A 14,441-nucleotide genomic window follows, 5' to 3' on the forward strand; every position below is an offset into this window, starting at 1 on the left:
TTGCGAGGCTTGTCAACACAACGTCGAAGCCCGCGGCTCCCGAGCCGATGGCCGTACGTACCCCCAATGAAACAAGTGGAGCTGACGTGGCAATGGAACGAACAGCGGTCAACCCGGTTGCGTGGTCGGTGGAGATGGGGTTCAACCAGGGGGAACTCGTCTCCGGGCACGCCCGGACCCTGTACATCTCGGGGCAGACTGCGATGAACGGCGACGGCAAACCCCAGCATGACGGTGACATGCCGGCGCAGTTGACCCTGAGCATCGACAACCTGGAAGCCGTGCTCGGCGAGGCCGGCATGTCTCTCGCGAACCTCGTCCGGCTCAACGTCTACACGACCGACGTCGATCTGCTTTTCCAGCACTACGGCGTGCTGGCGGCGCGGCTCGGCGCCGCCAGGGTGGCGCCGACCACCACCATGCTCGGGGTGACGCGGCTGGCGATCCCCGGCCAGATGGTCGAGGTCGAGGGGACCGCCGTCGAGTAGTTCGACCGCGACTCTTGCGCTACTCGTGCCGGGGCAACCGGCACGAGTAGCAGACAGATGGGTGATCCCGGTGCTCAGAATAGTGACAATCGGCGTCTACGGCTTCGACGCCGAGTCCTTTCTGCAACAACTGCGGCACGCTAACGTCCGCCTGCTGCTCGATGTACGTCAGCGCCGCGGTGTCCGTGGACCCGAGTACGCCTGGGCGAACTCACTCCGGCTGCAGGCGGCGCTCGCGGATGCCCGGATCGCCTACCAGCACCATCTCGAACTCGCCCCAACCACCGGGCTACGCCGGCTCCAGTACGCCGAGGATGATCGCCAAGGGGTCGGCAAGCGCTCGCGCCGCGAACTCGCTACCGAGTACACCCGCCGTTACACCGCCGAGATCCTCGACAGCGCCGACCTCACGCCGGTTGTATCGGCGCTGTCGAGTGGTGGGGTCGCAGCGCTGTTCTGCGTAGAGCGCGACCCGGAGGCCTGCCACCGCTCGTTGATCGCCCAGCGATTGGCCGAGCGACATCGCGTCACGATCGAGCACCTGCGTCCGCGGTGATGGACAAGTTGGATACCGGTCCGCCTCCGTGCGGGCGGCCTTCGGGTGCGGGAGACGCCGGCTCACGGACCGTTCGCATGCGTCACCGGATTACCTCACTGCTCGGGCCAGTTGTGATGAGACCACGCGAGGGGACCGCGACGAACAGGGCGATCAGGACGAGGCATCCGCTTGCCCACAGCGGCCCGAGATCACCGGATGAGGTGCCGAGCGTCGTAGCGGCTATGAGTGGTCCGACGGTGGCGCCGACGTTGAGCGCCGCCGTCGCGTAGGAGCCGGCCATGGTGGGAGCTCCGGCCGCCTCGTAGAGAACCCGCGCGATCAGTGTGCTGCCCAGCGCGAACGACAGCGCACCCTGCACGAACACCAGGACGAGCAGAGCAACCGGCTTGTCGGCCAGCAGAGCCAGGAGTGGCCAGCCGATGAGCAGCGCCGGACCGCACGCTGCGACGACCAGACCTGGGCGCTGGTCGGACAGGCGTCCGGCGAGGGTGACGCCGACGAGGGATCCGGTTCCGAAGAGCACCAGGACGACCGGGATCCACAGCTTGTCCAGCCCGGCGGCGACGGTCACGACGGGGGCGAGGAAGGTGAAGCTCGCGAAGGTCGCCGCGTTCACCAGGGCGCCGAGCAGCATCACCAGGAGCAGTGGTGCTCTCCTCAGCTGTGTGAGCTCCGACCGCAGGGACGGCCCGTCGGCAGTGTCTTCCCGCACAGACCGCGAGGGCGCCTCGGCCAGTCGCGCGCGAGCGCAGCCATGAGCGGGGCGCCGAGAACCATGCCTGTCGCGAAGGCCGAGGTGAGCGTGCCCGCCGTTCCGACGCTCACGTGAAGGTCGGAGGCGATGTCCGGTACGAGGCCGGCGAGCATGAATTCGGAAGTGCCCATGGCGAAGACCGCCAGGGCGAGAAGGTACAGCGGAAGAGGCATCGAGTGACTCCGGGATGAGGAGAAGCGCGGCAAAAGGCGTCTCGTCACCGCGGTCAGCACCCATGGGCACACTCGTCCCCGCAGAACACTGCGGGACGGCGGGGCTACGAACTCAGTGGTTCAGGGGGCTGACGGCGTGACCGAAAGCCCCCAACTTGTCCGACTCGGGGCTCGACATGGCCCGCACGTTACCTGAACCATGTCCGCCGAAGCACGTGGGTTTCAAAGGCACCAGCTGGTGAAACCAACGTCATGCCCCACAACGACTAGGGGTTAGTGCTCGTCGTTCGATGACGCCGCAGCACTTCGGCCCAGGACGTTTCGTATCGCCCCACCACTCATTTCGGTGACATAACGCCACATTCCATACACGTCGAGTTAGGATCTTCGCGTCAGTGAGCGCGCGGTGAGTGTCGTGGCGCCAAGCAGAGGCAATCAGCTGGTCGTCCACCGTGATGGCTCGCCGCAAGGAGTGTTCATGAAGCTCTCCCTCTCCCATTACCGTCGAGTCGCGCGCGCGGTAGCGTCGAGCGCGCTCATCGCGACTGCGATGGTGACGTCCCCGGGTCCGGCCTTCGCCGAATCCGCCCGTGGTCCGGAAGTGCGACAGGCCGGCGCGAGTTCCGCGGCCCAGTGCGGCTTCTACCGGTACCGCGTCCGAGAGTCTCAGTTCGCCGCGTACAACCACTGTGGTCCGACGACGGTGCTGGTCCATGTCGACGTCCGAGGGCATGGCAGCACGAACGACTATCATCTGTGCGTCGGCCCCAACAACACTCAGCTGCCAGGTGCAGGTCCGAACTACCTCAACGCCTACTACATCGGCGGTGCCGGGTGTCCGATCGGAAAGCACAGCGCACACACGCCTCACTGAGAAGCTGTTGTCTTTCCGGATGTGATCGTTGAGTTTCCGCTGCTCAGGCATGGTTCTCGTGTCGTTGCGGGAGGGTTCGGGTGATCATTTCGTTCTCGGCGATGCGGAGATGACCGGTGACATCGGTGATGGGGTTGTTGGAGGAGCGGGAGACGGCTGCCCGGGTGCGGGCGGAGGAGCTTCGTGCGGAGGTGGAGCGGGTCACGGATGAACTCGGCGAGGCTGAGGCGGTGTTGGAGCGTCGGGTGATCGCGCGGGTGGAGCTCGCCGAGGCCCTGGCCGCTCCGGCCGAGGAGGCGGATGCTGTCGTTCCCGGTCCCCGGGAGGTCCAGGTGGAGGTGCAGAAGGTCCCCCTCGCGGGGTCGATCGTGCCGCGGTGGCGCCAGGGAGTGACGCTGGAGGCGCTCGCGCCGGACTATCGGCGGATCATTGAGCTGGTGGAGTCCGGAGCTGGCGGTGATGAGGGGGTGTCGGCGAAGGAACTGGCGGCCCGGCTGGAGCTGCCGCTGGTGCCAGCGAAGATCGAGGGGGTGCGGTCGCGGGCGAAACGGCTGGTTGAGCGGGAGTGGCTGCTGGCGTCACCAACCGGGCGGTTCACGCCGCGGCAGCCCACCGCGCCTGTTCTGGGTCTGTCCGGCCAGCCGGGCGGGCGAGGCGGCGGCTCATGAGCATGGCCTGCGAGAAGTAGATGAACGCCTCGCTGCTGGTGGGCAGCGTCTCGAAGTCCCGCACCAGGCGGCGCGAGCGCATCAGCCATCCCAACGTGCGCTCCACCACCCACCGTCTCGGCAACACCACGAAGCCGGTCATGTCGTCGCTTCGCTTGACGATCTGCAGGGTGAGCTGGAGTTTCTCCTGCGCCCAGGGGACGAGGCGGCCGGTGTAGCCGCCATCGGCCCACATCAAGGTGACCTTACGGAACCGTGTCCGCAGCCGGGGCAGCATGCCCCGGGCGGCCTGGCGGTCGGTGATATTCGCGGCGGTCACCAGCACCATCAGCACCATGCCGAGGCTGTCGGTGATGATGTGCCGGCGCCTGCCGTTGATCTTCTTTCCGCCGTCATAGCCGCGTGAGACCGCGGGCACCGAGGCGGCCGCCTTGACCGACTGCGAGTCGATGATGGCCGCAGTCGGCTCACGCTCACGCCCCTCGGCCTCGCGGACCGTGCCGCGCAACCGGTCATGGAGTTCCCCGGCCAGACCCGACTGCCGCCACCTGCGGAAGAACGCGTACACCCGGTCCCAGGCAGGGAAGTCGACGGGCATCGAGCGCCACTTGATGCCGTTGTCGGTGACGTAGAAGACCGCATCCAGCATCTGCCGGTGACAGTAACCCTCCGGCTGTCCGCCCCGGCCCTCCATCCACGCCGGCACCGGCAGCGCGTCACGCATCACCGCCCACTGCGCGTCCGTCATGTCCGAGGGATACCGCCGCACCCGCCCCGGACGGTCGGCCGCGTTCCCGAACCGGTGAGCGAGACAATCACACACCGGGCGGATCGAGTTGAACCCCGAGGGCGAAACCACGTAGAACAGCATCAGCAGGCCTCCGGTCTCACGAGCTGGCTTCAACAACCCTCGTGCTGCACCGGAGACCCTGCCTTCATGCGTCCTCCCAGCCAAGATCACCCGGTCAGGCACCCTGTTCGATCAGAACCGGCCTCCCTGTGCCCGACCGCGGCCGGAGTCGGGCACGGGCACGCTGTGCTGTCAGCGGACGACATCGAAGACGTTCTTCTGCAGACCGTTGGCATAGACCTCGTGCTCGACCAGCTTCAGCTTCTGGGTGTCCTTGTCCGTGGCGCTGAACAGCCGCTTGCCCGCGCCGAGCAGGAGCGGAAAGACGAGCAGGTGGTAACGGTCGATCAGGCCGGCGTCCGAAAGAGCCTGGTTCAGGGAGGCGCTGCCGTGGACGATGATCGGGCCGCCCTCGGTCTCCTTCAATGCGGCGACCTCGTCGAGCGAGCGCAGGATCGCGGTCTCACCCCAGTTCGACACCAGGTCATCCTTGGTGAGGGTGGTGGAGACGACGTACTTCGGCATCACTTTGTAGTCGGCGAAGTCCTCCATGTCGGGCCACACCGGGCTGAACGCCTCGTAGCTGGTCCGGCCCATCAATATCGCGGTGGCTTCCTTCTGCTCCCGGCCCTTGATGTCGAATGCCTCGGGAAGGAACTCGACGTCCTTGAAGGTCCATCCAGAGTTTCGGTAACCGGGCTCACCGCCCGGGCCCTCCACGACGCCGTCGAGGGAGATGAAAGCGGTACTGATCAGGGTACGCATCTAAGGTTCCTCAGTATCTCGTGTCTGGTTCTCAGCAGGTTCGGCCGGTGCACGCTCTGACCACGCTCGTGGCTGCGGTGCACCAATCATGATCTATGACTGCGGATCACGGAGAAACTCATCGGCCCTCGCCGGTTCCTCCCGGCGACCTCGGCCACCGGGATCCCCCCGGGGAGTCAGGCAGGTGTCCGACCACGGGACCCGCCAGGTGCACAACCAGTCTCGACCGGTGGCGCGGCGACGAGATGCGGTTGGCCTCGGTCCAAATGCAGAGTTATCGGGACCGGCCCACGTTCTCAGCTCACCTGGCATTACAACAGGGCCTCCCGGCGCTCGGATGGTGTCGTAACCCCGAGTTGCTCAGGAGGCCTTCCCCTGATGCGGCGACCACTTCAAGATCATCCGATCAGCAACCCTGTTCGATCCGCAGCCCCGATGCTCGGTACGACAACGGCTCCTGAGGCGCATGCGGCTTGGCGTTGCATTTGACCTGGGTCAGGTCTTCGAAAGATCGTAGGTGGTGGATCATGGCGGGGTGATAGCCGCCATGAACTGCCTCATGCTGACGGGGAGTTGATCCGGCCGCTACTCCCCCAGAGCCAACGGATGACCGCACCGTGCCCAACGGGACGCAGTGGGATTTCCGCTCCGGGCACGGTCTGGCGGGACGTGCCCGGAACGGCATGGCCCGTGGACCACACCGCACACCCGCTTCGCCGCTGAGGCCTGGGCGGCCCATTCGAGCGGATGCTCAGGGCAGCTCAGGCCGCGCCGACAAGGGCATGTCATGGCCATCCCCTCCCCCGCGCCTCCGTTCCAAAGATCCGACGAACGGCCCTGCACAGGGTGGGTAGTTGACCTCACGGGTCAGCGTGCCAATGCGACTTTCAGTGGCGTCCAGTGTCGGACACCCTCCAGCGCGGGTCTGTACGGTGATTGGTGTAACTCCCGAGCTGGAAGCGACAGTTGATGACTGACGTGATGAGTGACATCGAGGCCGGGGAGGCCGCCGTGGAAGCCGTGGATGACGGCCTGGTCGCCGAGCTGGTGGCCCGGGCCGAGGCCGACGGGGTGAAGCTGACGGGTGAGGGTGGCCTGCTGGCGGAGCTGACGCGCAAGATCCTGGAGTCGGCACTGGAAGGCGAGCTGACCGACCACCTCGGACACGAGCCTGGCGAACGGGCCGCGGGCGGGCGGGAGAATTACCGCAACGGGCACCGGAGCAAGACGGTGGCCACCGAGGTCGGGCCAGTCGAGATCACGGTGCCGCGAGACCGGGCGGCCACGTTCGAGCCGCAGCTGGTCAAGAAGCGCCAGCGGCGCCTGGGCGGGGTCGACGAGATGATTCTGTCGCTGTCCGCGAAGGGCCTCACCCATGGTGAGATCTCCGCGCACCTGGCCGAGGTCTACGGCACGGAGGTGTCCAAGAGCACCATCTCTACGATCACCGACAGTGTGATGGCCGGCATGGCCGAATGGCAGAACCGCCCCTTGGACAGCGTCTACCCGGTCGTCTTCATCGACTGCGTGAACGTGAAAATCAGGGACGGACAGGTCGCCAACCGGCCTGTCTATATGGCCTTGGCCGTGACGGCGGAGGGGCACCGGGACATCCTGGGCCTGTGGGTCGGGGACGGTGGTGAGGGGGCGAAGTACTGGCTCCAGGTCCTCACCGAGATCAAGAACCGCGGAGCCCGTGATGTGCTGATGCTGGTCTGCGACGGCCTGACGGGTCTGCCCGACGCCGTCAATGCCGTCTGGCCTGCGACGATCGTCCAAACGTGCGTCGTGCACCTGCTGCGGAACAGCTTCCGTTACGCCGGGCGCCAGGACTGGGACAAGATCGCGAAAGCGCTCAAGCCGGTCTACACCGCGCCGACCGAGGACGCCGCCCTGGAACAGTTCGTAGAGTTCAGCGAGACCTTGGGCGAGAAGTACCCGGCGATCGTGCGGCTGTGGGAAAACGCCTGGGCGGAGTTCGTCCCCTTCCTCCAGTTCGACGTGGAGATCCGGAAGATCGTGTGCACCACCAACGCGATCGAGTCCGTCAACGCCCGCATCCGCAAGGCCGTGAGGGCCCGCGGGCACTTCCCTACTGAGCAGGCCGCGCTCAAGTGCGTCTACCTCGCGGTGATGAGCCTGGACCCCAAGGGCACCGGCCGCAAACGCTGGACCATGCGCTGGAAGGCCGCACTCAACGCCTTCGACATCACCTTCGACGGCCGGCTCACCGCCGGACGCCGATAGAAATCAACCAACCGAGTTCCACCGTTCGCTACACACACCCTCCAGCGCTGGTTGGGGCCTGAGTTCGGGCTCCACAGGGTGACTGCGGAACCGTCCTGCGTGGCCTGGCCACCGACCTCCAGCAGCTTTCCGGTCGCGGCATGGACCAGGGTCCAGGTGCCGTCACCGGTCGTCGACATGACCCACTGGGTGGCCTCGTCACGGCGGCCATTGTCGGGCTCAAGGACCGGGGTTCCGGCACGGACGGCCAGACGTTTCCCTTGTGCCGGGTTGGTCAACACGTACCGCTTCCGGTTACCGGTGTCACCGCTGATCTGCCGCAGTCGCCACTGCTGGTCGGGCTCGGCTGCGTCCGGGCCGGCCGTCTTGATGATGAGGCTGGTTCCGTTGTCGGCGGTGGTGAGTGCCTTGCCACTCTGGACGCCGGTCAGCCGGAAGGTGTGGCCCTTCTTCAGCAGGGCGGCGTCCTTGGCCACGCCGGAGACTCCCTTCACGAGGAAGGAGGTGACCGACTCGGCGGGCACCGCGTATGTGGCCCTGCGGTCGGTGACCGCGATGGGTGCGTGTCGTTCGAGCTTGCCTTCGGCGCTGGTCACGACGGGGGTAATGGTCGCGTCGCGGGAGACATGGCCGAACTTGGACAGGTCCACCGTGACCCTACGGGCATCAGTGGCGCTGTTGACGTGTACGACTGTCGCCGCGTCGCCCTTCCCAGAGACCGCGGCGGCACTTGAGGTGTCGTCGACCTTGATCAGCCGGTCTCCGGGCTTGATGTAGTGGGTGAAGTTGCGGGCCGTGTCGAACTTGGTGTTGGTGCGGATGGGGCAGCTGGCGAGGGTGTCCTTGGAGGTGCAGCTGAACGGGAGCTGGATGCTGCCCCAGTTGCCGCCCGTGGCCGACTCTCCGCCGGGCTTCATGTTGTCGTAGTCCTCGACGGGCTGCCAGAACACCCAGGCCCGGGGCTCAAGTTCACGAAGGTCGTCGACCATGAGCTGGGCGAGTCCCAGGCCGGGCGACATGTCCTCGAAGTCCTGGCCGTCGCCCCAGTCTCCTTCGACCTCGCTCATCCACAGCGGTTTGCCCGCGGCCTTGGCCAGGTCGCACACGGTGGTGCGGCCCGTGGTGCCGTAGGTATGGACGTTCATCCGGGCGACGAGGTCACGCACGTCCTGCGGGTAGCTGTTCCAGTTCTGCGCGAAGGTGCTGGGGTTGGTCTCGTCCATAGGCGATCACCATGGTGATCAGGCCCATGACGATGGCGACCGTCGCGGAGTAGTTGTGCTGCTTGCCGGAGAAGGACAGGGAGTACGTGTAGTAGTTGGGGGTGTGGTCGGTGGTGATGGCGTTGGGCGTCAGGTTCTGCAGGATGCTCGGCTCGTTGAACAGCTGGAAGCTGCCGATGATGGAGAAGATCGTCGCGATGACGAGGGCGCCCCTGATCGCGGGGAGCTTGATGGCGGTGACTACGCGGATCTGCCCGGCGCCGTCGATCTGCGCGGCCTCGTACAGGGAGCTGGGAATCACCCGTAGCGCGGAGTAGAAGATCAGCATGTTGTAGCCGACGAACTCCCAGGTGACGATGTTGCCGATCGACGCCAGGGCCAGGTCGGGCGAGAGTGGGTCGGGCAGCGAGACGCCGAAGGCGTCGTTGATGTCGTCCACGAGACCGAAGCGGGTGCCGTACATGAAGCCCCACATCAAGGTGGCTACCAGCGCGGGCACCGCATAGGGGAGAAAGATCGCGATCCGGAAGAAGTCCTTGCCGTACAGCCGTCCGCTGTCCAGGGCGAGCGCGACGAGTAGCGCGATGCCCACACGGGTCGCTACGGGAAATGGCCAGGGGGTGAAGTGACGGCCGACATTAGGTAGGTGATGGACGCCTATTGCGTACTGGGGCGTTCAGCAGGTAGACCACCTGCCCAACGGATGCCACGGTCCGACCGGCGGAAAGGACCCGGTCGACGGGATCCCGGTGCGCGCTGCGGGAATGAGTGGTCGGCTGGAGGCAGAACCGTGGAGAGACGATTTGTCGGTGCGCGATGCGGCGCGGAAGTGACCGACGGAGCCGGTTTCGTCGGACGGGTCGAAGAGGCGCAGCGGCTACGGAATGCGCTCCGGCAGGGGTCGGTCCTCGTGGTCGTGCGAGGGGAACCCGGCACCGGCGTGTCCCGGCTGGTGGACGAGGTACTCGGCGCCGCAGAGTGTGCCGGGTGGACGCACCTGCGCGGAGCCTGTCCCGACGTGATGGACCCGGCGCCGCTGAGGCCCGTCATCGACGCACTGGCCGGCCTGCCGTACCGGCCGCTCGGCGCTGCTGCCCGGCCGGCGTAACGAGCGATGAAATTCATCGAGTGGCTGACCACGTCCCCCGAGGCCATCGTCGCCCGCCTCTCCGGCGGCAAGTCCAGCCTCTTCCCCGCCCGCCACAGACCTCACCAGGCCCGCCTCGGAGCAGTTCAAGCCGGACTTCTACTCGGGTCAGGACGTCTACGGGCTGTTCACCGAGCAGTCGGACATCCTGCGCACCGGCTGGGTCTGGGGCCCACGCATGCAGGCGACCGCGGCCTCCCTGCACCAGGGGCTCGCCCGGCTGAAGTACGGAACCACCGTCACGGACGCGCTGCGCCAGGCGCAGGCGGAGACGCTGCCGGACATGCGCAGCCTGGGACTTTCGGTGAGGACGGCATGAGCGCGATCACACAGCCGAGGACGGCCGCCACCCCCCGTACTGGACGCGACACGGGAACCCGGAACGGACGGGCCGGACGCTCCTCCCAGCGCACCGCGGTGGGTGTCCTGCTCGGCCCTTTCCTGGCCCTGCTGCTCGTCGTTTTCGTCCTCCCGACGCTGTACGCCATCTACCTGAGCTTCTCCTCCACCACCCACGCGGGGCTCGGCTTCGGCAACGCGCACACGGCGTGGGCCGGACTGCGCAACTACGCGGCCGTGCTGGACGATCCGTCATTCGTCCGCGGCGTGCTCATCACGCTGCTGTACGCGCTGGTCTTCGTCCCGGCCGTGGTCGTCGGCGCCCTGGTCCTTGCCCTGCTGTTCGACTCGGGTGGATTCGCGCCCGGCAGTTCAACCAGACGGTACTTTCGTGCCGCACGCCGTCCCCGGGATCATCGCCACGGTGATTTGGCTGTACCTCTACACCCCGGCATCTCCCTCTTGCTCGGGACGCTGGAGGACATCTCCATCAAGGTCGACTTCCTGTCGCTGAACATGCTGGTGCCCTCGCTGGTGAACATCGCGATGTGGAGCGGCCTCGGCTACACGACGGTGATCTTCTCCGCCGCGTTGCGGGCGATACCCGGTGACGTGATCGAGGCACCGGCCGTGGACGGCGCGGGGGCCGTACGCACCGCGCTGCGGATCAAGGTGCCGATGATCCGCGGCACCGTCACCACGGTGGTCATCTTCACGACGATCGGGGCGCTTCAGCTGTTCACCGAGCCGATACTGCTGAGCAAGACAAGTCCGCTCGTGGGCCCGCGGTTCACACCGAACATGTACATCTACGACGCAGCGTTCACCCGCAACAACTACGGCCTCGCGTCGGCCGCCTCCGTTCTGCTGCTGATCGTGTGCTGCCTGCTGTCCTTCGCCGTCACCCGACTGACGGCGGAACGTCCGAAGAAGGTGAGAGCGTGACGACGATCCGCTCGCAGGCCAACCGTTCCGCGCGGCGCCGTCCGTCGGCGTCGACGAGCCCGGTGGTTGGCGGCCGTTGGTCGAGCCGGACCGCGGCGAACCTGCTCGTGGCCGTCAGCGTCCTGTACGCGCTGCTGCCGCTGGTGTGGCTGCTCATGGCCTCGACCGCCGACCAACAGGCGCTGTTCGCCTCCGACTTCTTCGACCCGTCGAACTTCGCCCTGCTGGACAACATCCGGGCACTGATGGCGGAAGGGGACGGAATCTTCCTGCGCTGGTACGGCAACAGCCTCCTGTACGCGGTGGGGGGCGCCGCCCTTGGCGCGATCGTCAGCGTCTCGGCCGGCTACAACGCGGCCGCACCCATTGTTCCGGACTACTACCCGCTGATGGTGATCGGTTCCCTGCTGGCACTCCTGCCGCTGGTCATCGCGTTCGTCTTGCTGCAGCGCTTGTGGAAGTCGGGGCTGACGGCGGGCGCTGTGAAGTAGCCCGCGGCGCGAGGCCGCGGTGTCGTCCGGGCCCAGGGCGGTGGCCGGCCCGTCCCCCGTACTTCTTCTCTCCGGCGGTCCCGGCAGAGCCGCTGACGCCCGCCCTCGCCAGAGTGGGCGCTGCTCCAAGCCTACCGCGCCCCCAAGCCCGCAGGGCACCCGACACGGGGCAGTAACGAGGAACGGTCGTACAGGACGCGACAGTCGCGATTCGCACGGACGAGCTATGTGATCACTCCATCGTGAGTTCCGCCGCTCTCGCCCCCGGTGTGAAGCGATGCTCAGAAGGACGGTGTGTGACCGACGCCGTCCGGATATGCGGCGGGCGGGGAGATGGCATGACGCAAGAAGCGGGACGACGCGGGGGCCTGGACGGGCAGGCACTGCTGCTGGCGGCCGGGCTGGCCGATCTGACGGTGAGCACGATCGGCTCGGCTCTGGGGGCGGTGCGCGGGTTGTTGCGCCGCTCCGATGCCGCGGAGCTGGCAGCGGAGACCGAGCACGACCTCATGGCACGTGGGCGCCTGGTGCTGGACCGGTACGCGGCCGTGCCATCGGCCCACTTGGAGATCCTTGCCCAGCACACCCTGGCTCGAAAGGCCATCAGTGACGGCTGACCGGTGGGAGCCGGCAGCGTTCAAGGCCCGCGTCGACGAGGTACTGCACCGGTTCGTCGCTCAGGAGGCCGACGAGTTCACGGCGATCGATCCGATTCTGGGCGCGGTGGCCGAGCAGTTGGAGGCCGCGGTCGCGGAGGGCAAGCGGCTGCGGGCGGCGTTCTGCTACTGGGGGTGGCGGGCGGTGGGGCAGCCGGACAGCGACGCGTTGGTGCGGGCGGCGGCCTCCATGGAACTGGTGCACGCCGCCGCGGTCGTGCACGACGACCTCATCGACGACAGCCCGCTGCGGCACGGGCGGCCGACAGCCCACGTCGATCTGCGTGGTGCTGTGGCGCGGCGCCCGGACGCCGACGCCACCGCGCGGTCGTTGGCCATGCTGGTAGGAGACCTGCTGATGGCGCTGGCCGGGCAGCTGTTCGCCGCCAGCGGTCTTCCCGCCGCGTACCTCGCCCGGGCCCGCCCGTTGTGGTCGGTGATGGCCCGGGAGCTGATCGCCGGCGAATGCCTGGAGCTCCTCCGTACCGGAGACCGTCCGGACACCACGGCCTCGCTGAAGGTGATCCGCTACAAGACCGCCAAGTACACCGTCGAGCAACCCCTGCTGATCGGGGGCGCCCTGGCCGGGGCGGGCGCGCGGCTGCGCGAGGGTTATTCCGCGTACGGGCTGCCACTGGGCGAGGCGTTCCAGCTTCGGGACGACCTGCTCGGCCTGTTCGGAGATCCGGAACACACCGGCAAGGCGAACACTGACGACGTGCGCGGCCGGCGGCCCACGGCTCTGCTGGCAGAGACGTGGCGGCTCGCCGACGACGGCGAGCGAGAGTCGCTGAGCGCCCTGCTGGGCCGGGACGACCCGGACGGACAGGGCCTGGATGCTGTCCGCGAGTTGATGCGCCGACTGGGGACACCCGACCGCATCGAGGACATGATCGGCGCCCGCGTCGAGGAAAGTCTCCAGGCCCTCCACGAGCTGGATGTACCGGCGCACGCCGTCGGCGCGCTGACCGCGCTGACACATTCAGTGACGGTCCGCCGGTCCTGACTCGCGCGCCGGGGCGACACAGCAGCGTGCCCTGCCCGGCCGCCCCCTGCCCCAGACACCCCGATGGAAGAAGGAGCCCTGCCATGACCTACACCGAGGCATCGATGGACGCCCTGCGACAGTCCGGTGACGAACTCGCCGACGCCACCGTCGCCACACTCTTCGAACGCGGCGAGGTGGCAAAATTCAACGCCCTGATGCGTTACGTCTCCACCGCCGGCGCTCCTCTGCCGGAGGGGCTGCCCGACGTCGCGCGCGAGTACCTCGACGCGACACGCGTCCCGCCGGCGTGGGTCGACTGGGCGGAGATGGAGAAGGCCCGGCTGTTCTTCATCGACAACAACGTGCACATCTCCACGGCGCTGTCCTTCGCCTCCATGCCCGCGTGCTACGTCGTGCCACACGTGGCGAAACTTCTGTCGACCACGCACGGGCTGAAGTACCCCTCCAAACGAATGGCGGAGACCGGCCAGTTCACCGTCTACCTGATGCAGCCCGACGCCTTCGAGGCCGGCAGCCGCTTCATCCCCGCCGCCCAGAAGGTCCGTCTCCTGCACGCCTCCATCCGCCACCACCTCACCCGCGAGAACCGCTGGGACGTCGAGGCCCACGGAACGCCGATCTGCCAGGAGGACTTGATCGGTGGGCAGATGTTCTTCTCGCTGCTCGTGCTGGACAGTCTGCACCGCCTCGGCATCCACATGTCGACGGAAGGCGCGGAAGCCTACTACTACGTCTGGCGCGTTGTCGGTGCCATGCTCGGCGTCGACCAGAACTCCGCCCCCAAGACCCTCGACGAAGCCCGCCAATACCTCGACCTGTACTTGGTCCGGCACATGGGGCCTTCAAAGGAGGGCGCGCACCTGACCCGACAACTCATCGACCTTTACGAGGAGTTGGTGCCCGGCACCTTCTTCGACCCGATTGTTTCCGCCCTCATCCGCCATCTCATCGGCGACACCTGCGCCACCTGGCTCGACGTGCCCCGCACCCCGTGGGACACCGTCGTCAAGGCCGTCCCGCACCTCCTCGGCGTCCTGGAGACCATCGAGGACCGCTCCCCTCTCGGCGCTTGGGCCCTGGACCGTATCGGCCACCTCACCACCATCTTCGAGCTGTCCTCCCTCACACGCGGACGCGTCATGCACTACGCCATCCCCGACACGCTGAAGAAGGACTACGGCATCTCCGACGCGGGGCCCCGCATCCATCCTTGGACTCCGCCAGCCGCCACCGTCTCTTGATGAAGGCGATTG

At 67.1% G+C, this 14,441-nt stretch carries 13 protein-coding genes and 4 pseudogenes; 12 read left to right on the plus strand and 5 right to left on the minus strand.

What is annotated here, in order from left to right; translation table 11 throughout:
* The first annotated feature begins 92 nt into the window (after positions 1 to 92).
* Together ACLLJJ_RS00685 and ACLLJJ_RS00690 are read left to right on the plus strand one after the other, a co-directional pair.
* Positions 93 to 488 (plus strand): RidA family protein, encoded by a 396-nt coding sequence (locus ACLLJJ_RS00685; RefSeq protein WP_434600255.1) that lies wholly within the window; start codon positions 93 to 95, stop codon positions 486 to 488.
* Between the two features lie 61 nt (positions 489 to 549).
* Complete coding sequence (locus tag ACLLJJ_RS00690) at positions 550 to 1,044, plus strand: DUF488 family protein, N3 subclade (RefSeq protein ID WP_434587298.1); 495 nt, start codon at positions 550 to 552, stop codon at positions 1,042 to 1,044.
* A gap of 82 nt (positions 1,045 to 1,126) precedes the next feature.
* Here ACLLJJ_RS00690 and ACLLJJ_RS00695 read toward each other — a convergent pair.
* A pseudogene (locus ACLLJJ_RS00695) lies at positions 1,127 to 1,974 on the minus strand (MFS transporter).
* Positions 1,975 to 2,452: 478 nt separating this feature from the next.
* Here ACLLJJ_RS00695 and ACLLJJ_RS00700 point away from each other — a divergent pair.
* Positions 2,453 to 2,848, plus strand: coding sequence for a DUF6355 family natural product biosynthesis protein (locus ACLLJJ_RS00700; protein ID WP_434587300.1), 396 nt, complete (start codon positions 2,453 to 2,455; stop codon positions 2,846 to 2,848).
* 116 nt (positions 2,849 to 2,964) lie between these two features.
* Complete coding sequence (locus ACLLJJ_RS00705; RefSeq protein WP_434587302.1) at positions 2,965 to 3,516, plus strand: hypothetical protein; 552 nt, start codon at positions 2,965 to 2,967, stop codon at positions 3,514 to 3,516.
* On the opposite strand, the gene ACLLJJ_RS00710 is transcribed toward ACLLJJ_RS00705, so the two are convergent.
* Together ACLLJJ_RS00710 and ACLLJJ_RS00715 are read right to left on the minus strand one after the other, a co-directional pair.
* Positions 3,443 to 4,264 (minus strand): IS5 family transposase, encoded by an 822-nt coding sequence (locus ACLLJJ_RS00710; protein WP_434587304.1) that lies wholly within the window; start codon positions 4,262 to 4,264, stop codon positions 3,443 to 3,445. The two genes, ACLLJJ_RS00705 and ACLLJJ_RS00710, sit on opposite strands and share 74 nt — an antisense overlap.
* Before the next feature lie 294 nt (positions 4,265 to 4,558).
* Positions 4,559 to 5,131, minus strand: coding sequence for a dihydrofolate reductase family protein (locus ACLLJJ_RS00715; protein ID WP_283521085.1), 573 nt, complete (start codon positions 5,129 to 5,131; stop codon positions 4,559 to 4,561).
* A 981-nt stretch (positions 5,132 to 6,112) separates the two neighbouring features.
* On the opposite strand from ACLLJJ_RS00715, the gene ACLLJJ_RS00720 reads away from it, so the two are divergent.
* Positions 6,113 to 7,378, plus strand: coding sequence for an IS256 family transposase (locus ACLLJJ_RS00720; RefSeq protein WP_434600256.1), 1,266 nt, complete (start codon positions 6,113 to 6,115; stop codon positions 7,376 to 7,378).
* A gap of 20 nt (positions 7,379 to 7,398) precedes the next feature.
* On the opposite strand, the pseudogene ACLLJJ_RS00725 reads toward ACLLJJ_RS00720, so the two are convergent.
* Positions 7,399 to 8,607, minus strand: a pseudogene (locus tag ACLLJJ_RS00725) (RICIN domain-containing protein); the annotation flags it as partial.
* Positions 8,537 to 9,205, minus strand: a pseudogene (locus ACLLJJ_RS00730) (carbohydrate ABC transporter permease); the annotation flags it as partial. The pseudogenes ACLLJJ_RS00730 and ACLLJJ_RS00725, both read right to left, overlap by 71 nt.
* A gap of 225 nt (positions 9,206 to 9,430) precedes the next feature.
* Here ACLLJJ_RS00730 and ACLLJJ_RS00735 point away from each other — a divergent pair.
* The 7 genes and pseudogenes from ACLLJJ_RS00735 to ACLLJJ_RS00765 all read left to right on the plus strand — a co-directional run bounded on the left by ACLLJJ_RS00735 (position 9,431) and on the right by ACLLJJ_RS00765 (position 14,429).
* Positions 9,431 to 9,709, plus strand: a complete 279-nt coding sequence (locus ACLLJJ_RS00735) for an ATP-binding protein (protein WP_434587306.1) — start codon at positions 9,431 to 9,433, stop codon at positions 9,707 to 9,709.
* 217 nt (positions 9,710 to 9,926) lie between these two features.
* Positions 9,927 to 10,067 (plus strand): hypothetical protein, encoded by a 141-nt coding sequence (locus ACLLJJ_RS00740; protein WP_434587308.1) that lies wholly within the window; start codon positions 9,927 to 9,929, stop codon positions 10,065 to 10,067.
* Positions 10,064 to 11,032, plus strand: a complete 969-nt coding sequence (locus ACLLJJ_RS00745) for a carbohydrate ABC transporter permease (RefSeq protein WP_434587310.1) — start codon at positions 10,064 to 10,066, stop codon at positions 11,030 to 11,032. The genes ACLLJJ_RS00740 and ACLLJJ_RS00745 overlap by 4 nt, the downstream gene beginning before the upstream one ends.
* A 368-nt stretch (positions 11,033 to 11,400) precedes the next feature.
* Positions 11,401 to 11,523, plus strand: a pseudogene (locus tag ACLLJJ_RS00750) (carbohydrate ABC transporter permease); the annotation flags it as partial.
* Between the two features lie 338 nt (positions 11,524 to 11,861).
* Complete coding sequence (locus ACLLJJ_RS00755; RefSeq protein WP_434587312.1) at positions 11,862 to 12,140, plus strand: polyprenyl synthetase; 279 nt, start codon at positions 11,862 to 11,864, stop codon at positions 12,138 to 12,140.
* Positions 12,130 to 13,185: a polyprenyl synthetase family protein gene (locus tag ACLLJJ_RS00760; protein ID WP_434587314.1), complete on the plus strand. Its 1,056-nt coding sequence runs from the start codon at positions 12,130 to 12,132 to the stop codon at positions 13,183 to 13,185. The genes ACLLJJ_RS00755 and ACLLJJ_RS00760 overlap by 11 nt, the downstream gene beginning before the upstream one ends.
* An 83-nt stretch (positions 13,186 to 13,268) precedes the next feature.
* A complete protein-coding gene (locus tag ACLLJJ_RS00765) occupies positions 13,269 to 14,429 on the plus strand; it encodes an oxygenase MpaB family protein (protein ID WP_434587316.1) in 1,161 nt (386 codons plus the stop codon).
* Positions 14,430 to 14,441: the final 12 nt, after the last annotated feature.

Source organism: Streptomyces sp. A5-4, assembly GCF_051131715.1.
Taxonomy (GTDB): Bacteria; Actinomycetota; Actinomycetes; order Streptomycetales; family Streptomycetaceae; genus Streptomyces.